Consider the following 16665-nt stretch of genomic DNA (forward strand, 5'->3'; position numbering starts at 1 on the left):
CCATGAGCACACAGATCCCCGTGAAGAAGAAGGCGGGCGGTATCCGCGACCTGGGCAAGATGTTCGGCGGTGGACAGTCGACCGGACGGCAGTTCGGCATCCTGGGCGCGCTCGTCGTCATCGTCATCCTCTTCCAGATCCTGACCGACGGGAAGACGCTCGACCCGGTCAACCTCATCAACCTGGTCAACCAGAACGCATACGTTCTGATCCTGGCGATCGGCATGGTCATGGTGATCATCGCCGGGCACATCGACCTGTCGGTGGGCTCGGTCGCGGCGGTCGTCGGCATCGTCGTGGCCAAGGCGATGACCGAGTGGCAGGTACCGTGGCCTCTCGCCATCCTGCTCGGCCTCGTCATCGGCGTGATCATCGGCGCGTGGCAGGGCTGGTGGGTGGCTTACGTCGGCGTGCCCGCGTTCATCGTGACGCTGGCCGGCATGCTGATCTTCCGCGGCCTGAACCAGCTGATCGGCAGCGCGAACACCATCCCGGTGCCGGACGGTTTCACCTTCATCGGCGGCGGCTTCCTCCCCGAGTGGGGACCGGATACCGGCTACAACAACTCCACGCTGCTGCTCGGCTTGATCATCGCCGTCGTCATCGTGCTGCTTGAGATCCGCACCCGCCGCACGCAGACCAAGATGGGCTCCGACAAGGCCCCGCTCTGGGTGAGCACGTTCAAGGTCATCGTGCTGGACGCCCTGGTCGTCTACTTCACCTTCCTCTTCGCGGGAGGTCGCGTCGGCACCTCGTTCCCGGTCTCCGGCATCATCCTGGGCGTCCTGATCATCGTCTACTCGTTCGTCACGCGCAGCACGATCTTCGGCCGGCACATCTACGCGGTCGGCGGCAACTCGCACGCTGCGGAACTGTCGGGTGTGAAGATCAAGCGCGTCAACTTCTTCGTGATGATGAACATGTCGGTGCTTGCCGCGCTCGCCGGAATGATCGCCGTCGCCCGCTCGGTCTCCTCCGGCCCGCAGGACGGTCTCGGCTGGGAGCTCGACGCCATCGCCGCTGTGTTCATCGGCGGCGCTGCGGTCTCCGGCGGCATCGGAACCGTCGCCGGTTCCATCGTCGGCGGTCTGGTCATCGCGGTCTTGAACAACGGCCTCCAGCTGCTCGGCGTCACGAGCGACTGGGTGCAGGTCATCAAGGGCCTCGTGCTGCTGATCGCGGTCGGTGTCGACGTCTACTCGAACCGCCGTGGCGGTCCGTCGCTCATCGGACGGCTTTTCGGCGGCGGCCATCGGCGCGAGTCTGCGACGGACGCTGCCGGCATCGACCAGCCTGCCGTCCTCCCGACCTCCAGCGCCGCCGAAGAATCGTCGCGGTCGCTCACGAACTGATCCACCTCCCCCTGCACCACATCCACAGAGAGAAAGAGAAGAGAATGCACAAGATCGCACTCGCGACAGTGGCCGCTGCCGCTGCCGCTGCGCTCGTCCTGTCGGGCTGCTCCAGCCGCGATGGTTCGTCCGGCTCGTCCACGGCGTCCGGCTTCGACAAGGGCGCGACCATCGGCGTCGCCCTCCCGACCAAGACGTCGGAGAACTGGGTGCTCGCCGGCGACCTGTTCACCAACGGCCTCAAGGACGCGGGCTTCAAGGGCGATGTGCAGTACGCCGGCGCGTCCGGCGCTGTCGCCGATCAGCAGTCGCAGATCCAGTCGATGATCACCAACGGCGCCAAGGTCATCATCATCGGCTCCGTCGACGGCGGCCAGCTCGCTGCGCAGGCCAAGGCGGCCCACGACGCGGGCGCCATGGTCATCGCGTACGACCGCCTCATCCTCAACACGAAAGACGTCGACTACTACGTCGCCTACGACAACGAGAAGGTCGGCGAGCTGCAGGGTCAGGCCCTGCTCGACGGCATGAAGAAGCGCTTCCCGGACAAGACCAAGTACAACATCGAGCTGTTCTCCGGCTCGCCGGACGACGCCAACTCGAAGGTCTTCTTCGACGGCGCCATGAAGATCCTCCAGCCGAAGATCGACGATGGCACGCTGACTGTGGTCTCCAAGCAGACCGACATCAAGCAGACCGCCACCCAGGGCTGGCTGCCGGCCAACGCGCAGACCCGCATGGACAACCTGCTCGCGGCCAACTACGCGTCCACCGAGCTCGACGGCGTCCTGTCGCCGAACGACACTCTGGCCCGCGCCATCATCACGTCGGTGAAGGGCGCTGGCAAGCCGGTCCCGGTCGTCACCGGTCAGGACTCGGAGGCCGAGTCGGTCAAGTCCATCATGGAGGGCGAACAGTACTCGACCATCAACAAGGACACCCGCAACCTGGTCAAGCAGGCCATCGCGATGGTCTCCGAGCTGCAGCAGGGCAAGAAGCCCGAGACGAACGACGACAAGTCATACAACAACGGCGTCAAGGTCGTCCCGGCTTACTTGCTGAAGCCGGTCATCGTCACCAAGGAGAACGCGGCCGAGGCGTACGCCAACGACCCGACTCTGGAGCCGCTGACCAAATAAGGCGGCATCCACCGGTAGAGGCCGGGCTCCGTTCAACGGGCCCGGCTTCTCTCGTTCTCCTGGAAAGAGACGTTGTCCTCCTAGAAAGAGCGCGCCCGTACGTCGAGAGGGCCGGAGCGGTGTCCCCACCCGCTCCGGCCTTCTCCTTTGTGATCCCCCGGATCGGTCCCCCCGGCCGAGTCTTACTTCAGTGTAGGGAACCATCCGGCCGGCCGGCATCCGGGCTGCCACGGATTAAGTCACCGTGACAGCCCTTACCGGCTGTCCGGTCAGAGGCGGTGCAGCATGCCGCTCAGCCGGGTCACGTAGTCCTCGATCAGGAGGCCGGCGGCGCGGCCATCGCGGGCGGTGGTGGCCACGCGCAGCTTCGAGGTGAATTCCCTCAGCGAGTTCGGGTCCAGGCTGCCCCGGAGCTTGCGCGCCACGCGGCGCACCTGTGGGATGACGACCGTGAGCGCGCGTAGCCGCACCTCGTTCCCCTCGATGCGCGCGAACGCGACGACCAGGTGCTCGAACACGGCGGCGAAGGTGAGCAGGTCCTCGGTCTCCGCGGCCTCCACCAGGTTCGCCTCCATCTCGGCGATGAGCGCGTCGGCGTCGGCGTCCCAGTCCGGGATGCCGCGCAGCGCGGCGCCGGCCCACAGATCGCCCGCGACCTCGACCGCTGCGAGGACCCCCTCGATGTCGAACCGTGCGACGTTCGTGTAACGGTTGCGTTCCATCTCCACGAGGCCCTGTTCCGCGAGCCGGTCGAGCGCGTGACGGATGGGGGTCCGGGAGATGCCGAGCCACTCGACGAGGTCGGGGTTGCGCAGACGCTCGCCCGGTTCGAGCGTGCCGTCCATGATGGCTGCCTCGATGCGGACGTACGCTTCCTCCGAAAGAGAGATCCGGGCGACATGGTCGGTGGGCATCGGCATTTCGTTTCCTCCTCGGAATGATCCGGGTTGTGACGGAGAAGACCCTCCTGTAAACTAAACATATATTAGATCAAGAACTTTCTAGGATCAGATTGGTTCAGATCTCGATCTGGTGACGATTCTCGGCTGTGCGAAAGAAATGCCCATGACACTCGACGACTACCCGACACTCGCCGCAGCGATGCCTGCTCTGACGACCGACCGCCGCTTGCTGCGCAACGATGTCTTCGAGATGCTGCTGGAGCGCATCATGAACGGCTCGTTCGCGCCGGGGGAGCGGCTCAAAGACGCCGAGCTCACCGCGTGGCTGCGGGTCTCCCGCACGCCGGTTCGCGAGGCGCTCAGCCGTCTCGCCGTCGTCGGTCTCATCAAGACCGCGCCCAACCGTTTCACGGTTGTGGCACCGATGGTCGATGCCGAGATCGTCGGCGCGATCGCCGTTCTCCGCCGGATCTACCCGGACGCGGTGGCAGAGGCTCTGGAGACCGCCGGCGACGATGCCGAACTGGAACTGAGCCTGCTCGCGGGCCGGCTGGAATGGGATCTCAACGTCCCCCCGTCGAGACTTTCCAGCGGATGATGAGCGTCGTGCTTCTCTCGCTCCGCAACCAGGTGCTCGCCGAAACCGTCGAGACCGTTCATCTCCGCCTGATCCGCTACCTGTCGCTCGACCCGGCTGCGCAGGGGCTGCTCACGCGTGAGCGCGTGCTCGACTTCTCCCGGGCGCTGTGTTCCCGGGACAAAGCGGCCATCCGCGCGATTGAGTCCCTGCTGGTCGACGCCGAGCACCTGCTCACTCCGCCGGTCGCCGCTCGCGTCGCCGTCGCTGGCTGTGGACCGCGGCCGGAAAGACGACCAGGATCAAGGCGAGGAGCGCCAACACCGCCGAACCGGCCACGATCGCCCCGACGCGACCGAGGGTGATGTCGAACACGAGGAACACGACGCCCGAGGTGAGCACCGCCACGAGTCCGAGCGTGATGCGGAGCAGCTGGTTCGCGATCGCGACCGTTCGCGCCTTCTCGTGGTGGCCGAACAGCTGGCGGTGCAGGGCGACCGGTGCCAGGCCGAGGGTGGTGCATCCCGCTGCCAGCATGACGAGCACCAGGTAAAGACCGACCTGGAAAGAGTTGAGCCGGGCGAACCGGGACTGGAAGGCGATCGCGAGAAGGAAGCCCGAGATCAGCTGTGTGCCGGTCTGCGTGACGCGGAGTTCCTGCAGGATCTCGTTCCAGTTGCGGTCGGCGCGCTGCGCGGCTGACTCCGGTCGGCCGTCGGCGGGTTCGATCTCCCCGGCAGGGGTGCGTCGGACAGGGGCTGCGTCATCGTCCTATGCTGCGCTCCCGCAGCCTCGCGGCGCAACGGAGCAGGGAGAGTCCGGGGAAACGCGACAGTCCCCGGCCGGTGACGGGATCAGCCCGCCGAGCAGGCCCCTGAGCTGATCGCGACCGAGCCGACGGAGCTGAGGACGGGCCTCAGCTCGTCGAGCGTGAGGGCGTACCCGGTCTCCGGGTCCACGGTCGAGCGGGCGAAAACGACGCCGACCACGTCACCGGCGGAATCGAGCAGGGGCCCGCCGGAGTTCCCGGGACGGACCGAGCCGCGGAGCGAGTAGATCTCGCGCTCTACGATTCCGCTCTGGTAGATGTCCGTTCCGCGCGCGATGAGCTGGTCGCGCACGCGCTGCGGCGAGATGGCGAACGGTCCGGCGCCCGGGTAGCCCGCGGCGTAAGCCGCCTCGCCCGCGCCGAGGTCCTGGCCGATGTCGAGCGGCGGTGCGCTGAGGCCGGTGACGCCCAGCACCGCGAGGTCGCGCTCGGGATCGAAAGCCAGCAGCGTCGCGCGGTCGATGTCGTCGCCGTCGCGGATCACCACCGAGGCCGCGCCCGCGACCACATGCGCGTTGGTGACGACGCGGCCGGGTTGCACGACCCAGCCGCTGCCCTCCGAGTCGATGCCGCACGCGGGTTTCGAGGCGAGGACGGTCACGACAGAGCTCCGCGACTTGGCGACGGCTGCCGGGACGGAATCGCCGGGGGCCTGAACGTTCTTGATCGGCTCGGCGTCCTCGAAGACCTTCGGCAGCCCGGCGCTGGCGAGCGCGTCGTCCACCGCGCCGAGCACGCTCGAGGACGGCAGCGGGGCGATGCCGTTCAGGGTCGCGACCACCCGTGACGAGCCGGCGGCCTGCACGACGGTCGCGAGACTCGTCGCCATCGCGAAACCGGCCACCAGCCAGACGGCGACGGCCCAGGTGAGCACGCCCAGCGCACCTCCGATCAGCGAGTCCAGCCACCGGACCGGACCGTGGCGGAGCAGTTTGGCGATAAGCGCTGCCGCAGCGGTCGCGATCGCGTACACGACGGTGGCGGACACCAGGATGACGACGGCCGCCACGATGGACCGCTGCGAGACGCCGGTGAGGCCCGATGCGGCCATCCACCCGACGACCGTCGGCGCGAGCGTCAGGCCGAGCGCGAGACCGCACGCGAGACCGATCAGCGACCCGGCCGCTTTGATGGCGCCGTTGCTCAGACCGGCGATCATCGCCAGGACGGCGAGCACCAGAAGCACGACGTCCACCACGATCTCCACGGGCTCACCCTGCCCCACCAGGCTGGGGGAGCGCTGGGGTGGCGCTGGGTCGCGGCGCAGAGGCCGAAGCCCTGCCGGGGGTGGGTCAGCGCCGCTCGGCGGTGCCGCCCGCGGGAGGCTGGTAGGCGAAGGCGTAGGAGTCCGACACGGTGTGACCATCGGAGGAGACAGCCTGATAGGTGACGGTGTACCGTCCGCCGTTGCCGAGGGAGACGGGTGCGCTGATGGTCGAACCGGAGACCGTCACGCATCCCGTCTCGAAGTGCCGTGAGTCGCTGTCCGGCCCGGTGACCGTGATCAGGGTGCCGGTGCCGTCGCCGCTGAGGTCGAGCACCGGTGCGTTGAAGGTCAGCGTCACGGAGCCGATCGGTGCGGTGACCGTCGAATCGGCAGCCGGGTCGTTGGAGATCAGGTAGTCGTGCGCCGCGGCGCCCGTGACGGGCAGCACGATGAGCGCGAGGGCCGCGGCGGCGAGGAGTCGGCGGTTCATGCCAGAACCCTAGTTGATCCACTCGCAGAGAGCCCGAAGGCCATCCCCTGTGTAGGTATTCTACGAGGGATGCCCGGGCCCGCCCGAACTCCCGGACGAAGGAGGTGCTGTGCCCACAGCAGCCAATCTTCCTGCGGTCGCCGCGTTCAATGAGACCGTCGTGCTCGACGCTGTGCGCCGCTCGGCCGACGGGCTGAGCCGGGTCGAAGTCGCTGCGGCGACGGGCCTCTCCGCGCAGACCGTCACGAATGTGACGCGCCGGTTGCTCGCGCAGGGGGTCATTCGCGAGGCCGGGAAGCACAGCGAGGGCAGCCCCGGGAAGCCGCGCACCATCCTGCGTCTGGACCCGGCCGGGGCCTACGCGGTCGGTGTGCATCTCGATCCCACTGTGATCACCTGCGTCCTGCTCGATCTGGAAGGCGTGGTGGTGAGCCACCTGCGCCGCCCGTCGCCCCCGGACGGGGACGCTGTCGCGACGCTGGCGGCCACGGCGGAGGCGATCGCCGCTCTCTTGGCGACCCCGGGTGTGGACTCCGGACGCGTGATCGGTGTCGGTGTGGCCACTCCCGGCCCGATCGACACCGAGACGGGCGTCGTCGTTCGCCCGCCGCTCATCCCCGGCTGGAACGACTTCCACCTCCGCGACGAGCTGACGGCCGCCACGGGACTGCCCGCGCTGCTCGCGAAAGACGTCACGAGCGCCGCTGTCGCTGAGCGCTGGCGCGGCCCTGCTGGGGCCAGCGGTGACTACGCATTCGTGTACTACGACACCGGGGTCGGGGTCGGGGTCGGGTTCGTGCTCGGCGGCTCCGTCTACACCGGGTTCACCGATAACGCGGGCGATGTCGGGCACGCGCTGGTCGACCCCGGCGGCGCGCTCTGCACGTGCGGTCGGCGCGGCTGCTACGGCGAGTCCGTCCGGCCGTACCGGCTGGTGATGCAGGGACTGTGGGCCGGCATCCTGCCCGTTCCGCCCGGACTGGAGATCGTAGCCTGGGAGGATGCGCCCCTGGATGTCGAGACCGTCGACGCGCTGTTCACACGCCTGGCCGCCGCGGCGGAGGCGGGCGACGGGCAGGCCGCGGAGATCGTGGACCGCAGCATCCGCAGCACCGCTTTCTACCTGTCCAATCTGACCGCACTGCTCGACCTCGACCGCGTCGTCTTCGGTGGACCCTCCTGGGCTCGGGTGGAGAGCCGCTACCTCGACCAGCTGCCGCAGCGGCTCGCCGAGTTGCACATCGACACCCTGACCCATCCCACGGCCATCCTCACCAGCGCCGTGGGCGAAGATGTCGCGGCCGTCGGCGCAGCCTGCCTGGTGCTGGATGCGAACTTCGCCCCGTGAGTCGAAAGCCGGGAGAATGTTGCATTCTAAATCCCCCTCATCCGAGGGTGAGGTGAGAATTTCATTGTGGGCATTGCTCTTTAAATCAAATTGATTTACAAATTACGAAGTGTCTGCGGCGTCCCGCCGGGAGACCGTATGCAAAGGAGCATCGATGAAGCGAAACAGCTTTTTGGCGGCCGCCGTCGCCACCGTAGCACTCGTCGCGCTGGCCGGGTGTTCGCCTTCCTCCGGGGGAGGCGACGGGAAGACCATCAAGGTCGCGTTCCAAGACTTTGGATCGGACATCATCGCGAATTTCATGGGCAAGGCCAAAACGGAGTTCGAGAAGGCTAATCCCGGCACCAAGGTCACCCTTGTGCCGATCAAAGCCGCCGAGAACGACTATTACACCAAACTCTCGCTGATGAACCGCGCCGCTGCGACAGCGCCGGATGTCATGTCGGAGGACACCTTCCTCATCCGTGCCGATGCGCAAGCCGGCTACCTGGCCCCGCTCGACTCCTACGTCGGCAAATGGTCCGACTGGTCGAACTTCTACGACAACGCGAAGGCCGCCGGCAAGGGCGACGACGGCAAGGTGTACGGCATCCCCACCGGGACCGACACCCGCGGGCTCTGGTACAACAAGCAGATCTTCGAGAAGGCGGGCATCGCGACGCCGTGGGAGCCCAAGAGCTGGGACGACGTTCTCAGCGCGGCGAAGAAGATCAAGGCGGCAGACCCGGGCGTCATCCCGCTCAATATCTTCTCCGGCAAGGCCGCCGGCGAGGCGAGCTCGATGCAGGGCTTCGAGATGCTGCTGTACGGCGCGAGCGAGAAGGGGCTCTACGACGACAAATCGGGCAAGTGGATCACCGGCTCCAGGGCGTTCACGGAGGCGTTGGACGTGATCAAGGAGGTCTACCAGGGCGGTCTCGGCCCAGGCCCCGAGATCACAAGCGACACGAACTACCAGAACACGATCAACAACCAGCTCGTGCCGCAGGGCAAGCTGGCGATCAACCTCGACGGCTCGTGGGCCTCGAACGCCTGGCTGCCGACAGGCGCGACGCCGTGGGCGGACTGGTCGAAGGTGATGGGCACGGCGCCCATGCCGACGATGGACGTGCAGGACCCGGGCAAGATCAGCCTCTCCGGCGGCTGGACATTCTCGATGGGCGCCAAGAGCGCGGCGAAGGACACGGCCTGGAAGTTCATCACCTTCGTCACCGACAAAGAACGGTCGCTCGAGTACAACATCAACACGGCCGGCATCCCGGTGCGGAAGGATGTCGCCGCCGACCAGAAGACAAGGACTCCAACCCGACGTCCGAGTTCTTCTCCTCGCTGGTGGCCGTGACGAAGTTCCGGCCCGCGACGCCGGACTATCCGAAGATCTCGAACGGCATCCAGGTGGCGATGGAGTCCGTGATGACCGGGCAGTCCTCATCGGCCGAGGCCGCGAAAGTCTACGACGACACCGTCGTCGGGATCGTCGGCGAGGGCAAGACGGAGAAAGCGGCTCAGTAACCGTGACCCCCACTCTTGATGCGACCGCGCGCGGCCGGACCCACCCGGTCCGGCCGCCGCGCGGGCGGTCGAAGGAACGTTCGCGCGCCCACGCCCGCCGCGCCCACGCCCGGACTGTCCCCCTGGTGCCCGCCATCGGCCTGTTGGCGGTCTTCCTGCTCGGGCCCATCCTCTTCTCTTTCTACGGCTCGTTCACGAATATGTCGCTCACCGGCTCCGCGGCCGCGTCGAGCGAGTGGGTGGGGCTGCAGAACTACATCGACCTGTGCAGAACTACATCGACCTGTTCAAGAGCCCCGACTTCCCGGTCTCGGTCTGGCTGACCCTCGTCTTCCTCCTCGGCTCGGCTGTCATCGGCCAGAACGTGGTGGGGATGGCGCTGGCGCTGCTCATGCGCTCCGGCAGCCGCTGGGTGAGCGTTCTCGTCTCGACCTTCGTCGTGGGAGCGTGGGTGCTGCCGGAGATCGTGGCGGCGTTCGCGTCCTACGCGTTCTTCAGCCAGCACGGCACGCTCAACGCCATCCTCGCCGTGTTCGGGATCACCGGGCCGTCGTGGCTGTTCGCCTTCCCGATGCTCTCGATCATCCTGGCGAACACCTGGCGCGGGACCGCGTTCTCGATGCTGGTCTACTCAGCGGCGCTGCAGGAGGTGCCGCCGGAGATCACCGAGGCCGCCGAGGTCGACGGAGCGAGCGGCGTCAAGCGGTTCTTCCTCGTCACGCTGCCGATGATCCGGCGGAGCATCTCGACCAACCTGATGCTCATCACCCTGCAGACGCTCTCGGTCTTCACGCTCATCTATGTGATGACCGGCGGCGGTCCGGGCAACAAGAGCATGACCCTGCCGGTGCTCGCCTACCAGAAGGCGTTCAAGTTCTCCGAGCTCCGCTATGGCACGGCGATCGCGACCATCCTGCTGCTCGTCGGCGCTGCCTTCGCGATCGTGTACGTGCGTGCGCTCAAGACGGAGGCGGACTCGTGAAACTCTCCTCGCCCAACGGCATCGCCCTGAAGTGGACGGCCAATGTCCTGCTCCTGCTCCTCGGCATCGTGTTCGTGCTGCCGCTCGTCTGGGTCGTGCTCGCTTCGTTCGACGGCGCTGCGACGCTCTCGGTCGGCTGGCCGAAAGAGTGGACGCTGGAGAACTTCCACAAGGTGCTCACGCCCGAGCTGGCTTTCTTGCCGCTGTGGAACAGCCTCCTGCTCTCCGCGGGGTGCGCGATCGCCACGGTGGTCGTCGCCATCCTCGCGGCCTATCCGCTGTCGCGCTACCCCACCCGGTTCAACCGCCCGTTCCTCTATGTCATCCTGTTCGGGACCAGCCTGCCGATCACGGCGATGATGGTGCCGGTCTACAGCCTCTTCGTGTCGCTCAGCCTGATCGACTCGCTGGGCGGGACCATCCTGTTCATGGCGGCCTCGTCCCTTCCGATAGCGATCTGGATGACGAAGAACTTCGTCGACTCGGTGCCGATCTCCCTGGAGGAGGCGGCCTGGGTGGATGGCGCGTCCAGCATGAAGACGCTGTGGACAGTCGTCGTCCCCCTGGTGCGCCCCGGCATCGCCGTCGTGTTCATCTACGTTTTCGTGGCGGCGTGAGGCAACTTCTTCGTGCCCTTCGTGCTGTTGCTGAGCCCGGAGAACCAGCCGGCCGCGGTGAGCATCTTCACCTTCTTCGGCCAGTACGGCGCGGTGGCCTACGGCCAGCTCGCCGCTTATTCGCTCATCTACTCCGTTCCCGTCATCGCCCTCTATGTCATCGTCTCCCGCGCGCTCGGCGGCTCGTCCGTGCTCGCGGGGGCGGTGAAGGGCTGACCGCTCCCCCGAAAAGGAGTCTTCTCTTGTACCAGCACAACCAGCTCGCAGAGATGCGGGTCGATCGTTTCGTGCGCGAGCGTCTGACGCCCGCTCTCGAGCGCGCGGCCGTTCCGGTGACCGTCGAGGCGTGGGAGGCGCCGGATGAGCCGGTGCCGTTCGCAGAGGCCGCGGCGGCCGAGTTCACGCCGTTCGCCATCGGCCGTCCGTGGGGCCGTCCGTGGGGCACGGTGTGGTTCCGGGTCACCGGGACGGTTCCGGCCGAGTGGGAGGCCGCGGCAGAGGATGTCGAACTGGTCGTGGACCTCGGGTTCACGGCGGGGCAGGCCGGTTTCCAGGCGGAGGGCCTGGTCTGGGCGACCGACGGGGCGATCCTCAAGGCGCTCGAGCCCTACAACTCTTATGTTCGGCTCCGCGTCGCTCCCGGCGAGTCCTTCGAGCTGTTCATCGAAGCGGCGGCCAACCCGGATGTCGGCTCCGACTGGTCCTTTCGGCCCACCCTGGTCGGCCGCAAGTCCACCGCGCCGCAGGAGCCGATCTACACGCTCCGGCGAGTGGATGTCGTGCATCGCGACCGCGAGGTGTGGGAGCTGGTGCAGGACTTCTCCACGGCGCGGGAGCTCGCCGCGGTTCTCCCCGAGACCTCCCCGCGCCGGGCAGCTCTGTTCGCTGCGCTGGAGGATGCGGTGGAGGCCGTCGATCCGTTCGCGGTCGCGAGCACCGCATCCCGTGGCCGCGCGGCGCTCGCCGGGGTGCTGGCCTCGCCCGCGGCGGCGACCGCCCACAGGGTGTTCGCCGTTGGGCACGCCCACATCGACTCGGCGTGGCTGTGGCCGGTGCGCGAGACGATCCGCAAGTGCGCGCGGACGTTCTCGAATGTGCTCGATCTGATGGACCAGGACCCGGACTTCGTGTTCGCCTGCTCGTCCGCTCAGCAGTTCGAGTGGATGCAGCGGTTCTACCCTGAGCTCTTCGAGCGCATCCGCCGCCGCGTCGCCGAGGGCCGGTTCGTCCCCGTGGGCGGCATGTGGGTGGAGTCGGACACGAACCTCCCCGGCTCGGAGGCGATGGCCCGTCAGTTCGTGGAGGGCAAGCGTTTCTTCCAGGAGCAGCTCGGCGTCGAGTCGCTGGAGGTCTGGCTGCCCGACTCGTTCGGCTACTCGGGCGCGCTGCCGCAGATCGCGCGCGCTGCCGGGATGGAGAGCTTCCTCACGCAGAAGATCTCGTGGAACGAGGTGAACAGGTTCCCGTACCACACCTTCCAGTGGGAGGGCATCGACGGGACGCGGATCTTCACGCACTTTCCGCCGGTGGACACCTACAACTCCATTCTCTCGGGCGCGGAGCTGGCGCACGCCGAGCGGAACTTCGCGGACAAGGGCCGCGCGAACACGTCGCTGGTCCCCTTCGGCTTCGGCGACGGCGACGGTGGGCCGACTCGCGAGATGGTCGGCTGCGAAACGCGCCGCCGACCTCGAGGGCTCCCCGCGCGTCCGCGTGGCCTCGCCGGCCGACTTCTTCGCGGCTGCGCGCGCCGAGTTCGATCCGGCGCCGGTGTGGGCGGGCGAGCTGTACCTCGAATTCCACCGCGGGACGTACACTTCGCAGGCGCGCACCAAACAGGGCAACCGGCGAAGCGAGGCGCTGCTGCACGAAGCCGAGCTGTGGGCGGCGACGGCCGCGGTTCGGACCGGGGCCGAGTACCCGGCGGAGGAACTGCGGGAGGCGTGGCGGACGGTGCTTTTGCAGCAGTTCCACGACATCCTGCCCGGTTCCTCGATCGGCTGGGTTCACGATCAGGCTGTCGAGAACTACGCGCTGGTCGCACGCTTGCTGGAGGGGATCATCGACAGCTCGTTCTCGGCGCTGGGCGGCGGCGCACCGGCCGTCGTGGTCAACGCAGCGCCCTTCGCGGTGGACGGAGTGCCCGCCGGCGGGGCCGGCGTGCCGGTCCGCGGCCAGGACGCCCGCCTCGAACGGGACGGCGGCGGCTTCCGGCTGATCAACGACCGCATCGCGGTGACGGTGGACGCCGACGGCCTCATCCCCTCGATCGTGGAGGCGGCGACCGGCCGCGAGGTCCTGCCACCCGGGTCGCGCGCCAATCTGCTCCAGCTCTTCCGGGACACCCCCGTCCAGTGGGACGCCTGGGATGTCGATATCGAGTACCGTCTCTCCAGCGAGGACCTCACGGCGCTGGAGTCGATGGAGATCGCCGCCCAGACTCCGGAGGCCGTTTCCCTCCGGCTGACCCGTCGTTTCGGCTCCTCGACGGTCGTGCAGACGCTCACCCTCGCGGCGGGATCGCCCGCGCTCGACATCGAGACGCGCATCGACTGGCGCGAGCGGCAGCGGATGCTGAAGCTCGCCTTCCCCGTGGACGTCCACACGACCTCCGCCCGCTCCGAGATCCAGTTCGGCCACCTCGAACGCCCCACCCACACCAATACGAGCTGGGATGTCGCCCGGTTCGAGACGAGCGCGCACCGCTGGGTGCATGTCGGCGAGAGCGGTTTCGGGGTCGGCGTCGCGAACGACGCCACCTACGGCCACGACATCACCCGCCATGAGCGCGAGGGCGGCGGCACGTACTCTCTGGTGCGGCAGACACTGCTGCGTGCTCCGGTCTTCCCCGACCCGGAGGCCGACCAGGGCGAGCACACCCTGCGCAGCGCGATCGTCGTCGGAGGGGTGCAGGCCGCCATCGAGCAGGGCTACCGGCTGAACCTCCCGCCGCGCCGGGCGACCGCCGAGGTGGAGCCGCTGGTGGCCTCGACTTCGCCCGCCGCGGTGATCGAGACGGTCAAACTGGCCGAGGACGGTTCGGGGGATGTCATCGTGCGTCTCTACGAGTCCTGCGGAGCCCGCGCGACGACGACGGTCGCGGCGGGATTCCCGCACCGGGGGATTCAGCGCACCGATCTGCTCGAACGCGAGCTGGGCGCCGCGGAGGCGACGTTCACCCTCCGTCCTTTCGAACTCGTCACCCTGCGTTTCAGCCGCGGGTGACCTGCCCCCGCCCCGGGTCGCGCCACGTCCGGGGCGGGCCGCCTGCGCACGATCCCGTTGCGCTCGCCGACCCGAAAAGGGTCGACGGCGGAGGCAGCGCGTTTCCCCCATCCGGGCTAGTGTGGCGAGCGTGGCGGCGGAAATATGGCGTAGGAGAGTGCTGGTGGTGGAGGACCATGCCCTGATGCGCTCGCTCGTCGCCGACGCCTTCCGTCAGCGCGGCTTCGAGGCGTCCTCGTTCGGCTCCGCCGCCGAAGCGCTCGCCTCCGCCGACGAGTTCGACCCGGACCTTCTCGTGACCGACATCGATCTCAGGGCGCGGCCCAACGGCGTCGAGTTGGCGACCATTCTCCGAGCGCGAGCGCCGCACATCGCTGTCCTGTTCCTCTCCAACCTGTCGCGCGAGGTCGCCGCCGCGGCGGAGAGGGGCACGGTCGAGGGAGCCTCGTTCGTCAACAAGGCCGCGATCGACTCCGTCGACGAGCTGGTGGATGCGGCCGACGCGGTTCTCGCGGACCGTCCGGTCTCGCGCGTCGAGCCGCGCACCGGCGCGCAGGCCGCCCTCCTCCGGCTCAGCCCCGCTCAGCTGGAGACCACACGGCTGCTCGCAGCGGGTCTGAGCAACGCGGAGATCGCCCGCCGCCGCGGTGTCTCGGTGCGCGCCGTGGAGAAGAGCGTGGAGCGCGTCTTCCAGACGCTCGGACTGTCCGCCGGCGAGCGCACCGCCCCCCGCGTCGCCGCCGCCACTCTGTACACGCTGACCTTCGGGGACGCCGGCAGCGGCCTATGAGAATACTCGGCGCTGTGCGTGCCCGCCGGCTCGTCGCCCGGGCGACAGGCCCCGCTGCGATCACCTGGTGGACCTGGCTGGTCACCGTGCCCTTCGCGCTGACCGTCATGTCCGGGTTCCAGTACGTCACCGGCGACGCTTGGGCCGTCACGGCTGTGGCGTCGCTGGTCCATGCGGTCGTGGGGGCGCTGCTGCTCGCGGGGCACGCCGTGCTGCGGGTGACCCGTGGCCGGGTGCGCGTCCTGGCCGTCTTCCTGATCTTCGCGGCGATCGGAGTGTTGCGGCCGCTCCTCTTCCTCGTGTCTGGGACGGTGCTCGACATCGACGTGCAGCCCGGGAATCTGCAGGGCCGCATCCTGATCAGCAGCGTCATGACCGTCACGCTTTTCACGCTGATCGCCGTGGTCGTCGATCTGGTGCGCGACCACCTGGGCGTCTACCGGCGTCTGCGCGCTGCTCAGCGGGCATCGGCGATGGATGCGGAGCGCGCTTCCGAGCGTTTCCGCGAGTTGCGTCACTCGGCGGTGGACGCGGTGCTCGACCGTTTGCAGGAGGCGGCTGACGCGGCGGAGCAAGGCGGCATCAGCCCTCCCGATGCGGCGCGGCTGCTGCGCGGCCTCGCCGAGCAGGTCGTCCGGCCGGCGAGCCACCGGCTCTACGACAGTGCGGAGCCGCCGCCGGCGGTGGGAGAAGGAGAAGTCCGGGTGCGCCGCCGCGATTGGGGCGCTTCCGTGCTCGGGCACCTGCACGCCGCTCCGCCGTTCCTGCTCGCGCTCGTTTACACGGCGTTGGTCACGCCGTTCGGACTGCAACTGTTCGGGCCGGTGTCCGCTCTTCTGCTCGCGACGGGGCTGGTGGCGGTGTGGGCGGGCAACGTCCTGCTCGCCCGCCTGGTCGAGGCGACCGCGCCGGCGCTGCGGATCGTCGTGCTGCTGTTCGGCTACCTGGCGATCGGGACGCTGCTCGTGGCCACGACGATGCTGGTCGTGCGGGGCGTCGGCGCTCACCCGCGGCTCGTCTGGTTCGAGGCGGGGACGTACGGGATCTTCGGCCTCGGGGTCTCGCTCGTCGCTTCGCTCTCGTCCCGCATCCGGCAGGATCAGGGCGAGCTGGAGGCAGCCGTGCAGGCCAAAGTCGCGACGGCCGCCGAGCTGCGCGCCGCCTACGATCACGAGCGGTCCACGCTGGCGCGGCTGCTGCACTCCGGCGTGCAGGCGGAGCTGATCGCTGCGGCGCTCGCGCTCGGGACCAGTGACGGAGAGGACGCCTCCGGCGAGCTGCGCGCCGTGGTCGAACGCATTCGCGCCGAACTGCTCGTGCCGCGTCCGGAGCCGGACCCCGCCGAGCGGATCTCCGCGCTGGTGGAGAGCTGGGGGTCGGCCATCTCCCTGCGGGTGGATATCGGCGCGGAGGTCTGGGATCGGCTGCGCGAGTCGGTGCGGGCGGAGACTGTGGTCGATGCGATTTCGGAGGGCTTGGCGAACGCTGTGCGGCACGGGGACGGAACCCCCGTCACCCTGGAGGTCCGACCGCAGGGGCGGGCCGGTGTCGCTGTGGTCGTCACCTCCGGGGGCGCGCTCACGGCGGCGGGGCCGGGGATCGGACTCCGTCAGCTCGAGGAGCACGGCGAGGTCGCGCTCCTCGAAGAGGCGGGGCGCGTTGAGCTGGCGGTCACCATCCCCTAGCCTTGCGCCG

Annotated in this window: 14 protein-coding genes and 2 pseudogenes; 12 read left to right on the top strand and 4 right to left on the bottom strand. The window is 68.4% G+C overall.

The features are described 5' to 3' along the window. Positions 1-2 precede the first annotated feature (2 nt). Together mmsB and O159_RS00200 are read left to right on the top strand one after the other, a co-directional pair. On the top strand, positions 3-1352 hold the full coding sequence (gene mmsB, locus O159_RS00195; RefSeq protein ID WP_021753766.1) for a multiple monosaccharide ABC transporter permease: 1350 nt from the start codon (positions 3-5) through the stop codon (positions 1350-1352). Positions 1353-1396: 44 nt separating this feature from the next. Next, positions 1397-2491: a substrate-binding domain-containing protein gene (locus O159_RS00200; protein WP_021753767.1), complete on the top strand. Its 1095-nt coding sequence runs from the start codon at positions 1397-1399 to the stop codon at positions 2489-2491. A 269-nt stretch (positions 2492-2760) separates the two neighbouring features. Here O159_RS00200 and O159_RS00205 read toward each other — a convergent pair whose 3' ends face one another. Beyond that, complete coding sequence (locus O159_RS00205; protein WP_021753768.1) at positions 2761-3411, bottom strand: GntR family transcriptional regulator; 651 nt, start codon at positions 3409-3411, stop codon at positions 2761-2763. 145 nt (positions 3412-3556) lie between these two features. On the opposite strand from O159_RS00205, the gene O159_RS12960 reads away from it, so the two are divergent. Beyond that, positions 3557-3991 (top strand): GntR family transcriptional regulator, encoded by a 435-nt coding sequence (locus O159_RS12960; protein WP_021753769.1) that lies wholly within the window; start codon positions 3557-3559, stop codon positions 3989-3991. A gap of 213 nt (positions 3992-4204) precedes the next feature. Here O159_RS12960 and O159_RS00215 read toward each other — a convergent pair whose 3' ends face one another. The 3 genes from O159_RS00215 to O159_RS00225 all read right to left on the bottom strand — a co-directional run bounded on the left by O159_RS00215 (position 4205) and on the right by O159_RS00225 (position 6496). Further along, positions 4205-4699, bottom strand: a complete 495-nt coding sequence (locus tag O159_RS00215) for a DUF6328 family protein (protein ID WP_043993392.1) — start codon at positions 4697-4699, stop codon at positions 4205-4207. Between the two features lie 125 nt (positions 4700-4824). Further along, positions 4825-6006, bottom strand: a complete 1182-nt coding sequence (locus O159_RS00220) for a MarP family serine protease (RefSeq protein ID WP_021753771.1) — start codon at positions 6004-6006, stop codon at positions 4825-4827. Positions 6007-6091: 85 nt separating this feature from the next. Continuing rightward, positions 6092-6496: a copper resistance CopC family protein gene (locus O159_RS00225; protein WP_021753772.1), complete on the bottom strand. Its 405-nt coding sequence runs from the start codon at positions 6494-6496 to the stop codon at positions 6092-6094. A 109-nt stretch (positions 6497-6605) separates the two neighbouring features. Between O159_RS00225 and O159_RS00230 the strand changes: the two genes are divergently transcribed. From O159_RS00230 to O159_RS00260, 9 genes and pseudogenes are all read left to right on the top strand, one after another. Further along, positions 6606-7844, top strand: coding sequence for an ROK family protein (locus O159_RS00230; protein ID WP_021753773.1), 1239 nt, complete (start codon positions 6606-6608; stop codon positions 7842-7844). A gap of 154 nt (positions 7845-7998) precedes the next feature. Then, the gene (locus O159_RS00235) at positions 7999-9186 is read left to right on the top strand and encodes an extracellular solute-binding protein (protein ID WP_330216827.1); all 1188 of its coding nucleotides are present in this window, start codon (positions 7999-8001) and stop codon (positions 9184-9186) included. After that, positions 9183-9356: a hypothetical protein gene (locus tag O159_RS16385; protein ID WP_330216828.1), complete on the top strand. Its 174-nt coding sequence runs from the start codon at positions 9183-9185 to the stop codon at positions 9354-9356. The genes O159_RS00235 and O159_RS16385 overlap by 4 nt, the downstream gene beginning before the upstream one ends. Positions 9357-9358: 2 nt before the next feature. Next, positions 9359-9679 carry a hypothetical protein gene (locus O159_RS16655; RefSeq protein WP_407929751.1) on the top strand — a complete coding sequence of 107 codons (321 nt, stop codon included), beginning with the start codon at positions 9359-9361 and terminating at the stop codon, positions 9677-9679. After that, positions 9622-10338, top strand: a complete 717-nt coding sequence (locus O159_RS00240; protein WP_021753774.1) for a carbohydrate ABC transporter permease — start codon at positions 9622-9624, stop codon at positions 10336-10338. Before O159_RS16655 ends, O159_RS00240 begins: the two co-directional genes overlap by 58 nt. Then, a pseudogene (locus tag O159_RS00245) lies at positions 10335-11171 on the top strand (carbohydrate ABC transporter permease). The gene O159_RS00240 and the pseudogene O159_RS00245 overlap by 4 nt, the downstream one beginning before the upstream one ends. A gap of 26 nt (positions 11172-11197) precedes the next feature. Then, a pseudogene (locus O159_RS00250) lies at positions 11198-14180 on the top strand (alpha-mannosidase). Positions 14181-14343: 163 nt separating this feature from the next. Then, positions 14344-14970 (top strand): response regulator, encoded by a 627-nt coding sequence (locus O159_RS00255; RefSeq protein ID WP_236609502.1) that lies wholly within the window; start codon positions 14344-14346, stop codon positions 14968-14970. Further along, a complete protein-coding gene (locus O159_RS00260; protein WP_043993393.1) occupies positions 14967-16655 on the top strand; it encodes a sensor histidine kinase in 1689 nt (562 codons plus the stop codon). Before O159_RS00255 ends, O159_RS00260 begins: the two co-directional genes overlap by 4 nt. Positions 16656-16665 lie beyond the last annotated feature (10 nt).

The sequence above is a fragment of the Leifsonia xyli subsp. cynodontis DSM 46306 genome, from assembly GCF_000470775.1.
Classification (GTDB): domain Bacteria; phylum Actinomycetota; class Actinomycetes; order Actinomycetales; family Microbacteriaceae; genus Leifsonia; species Leifsonia cynodontis.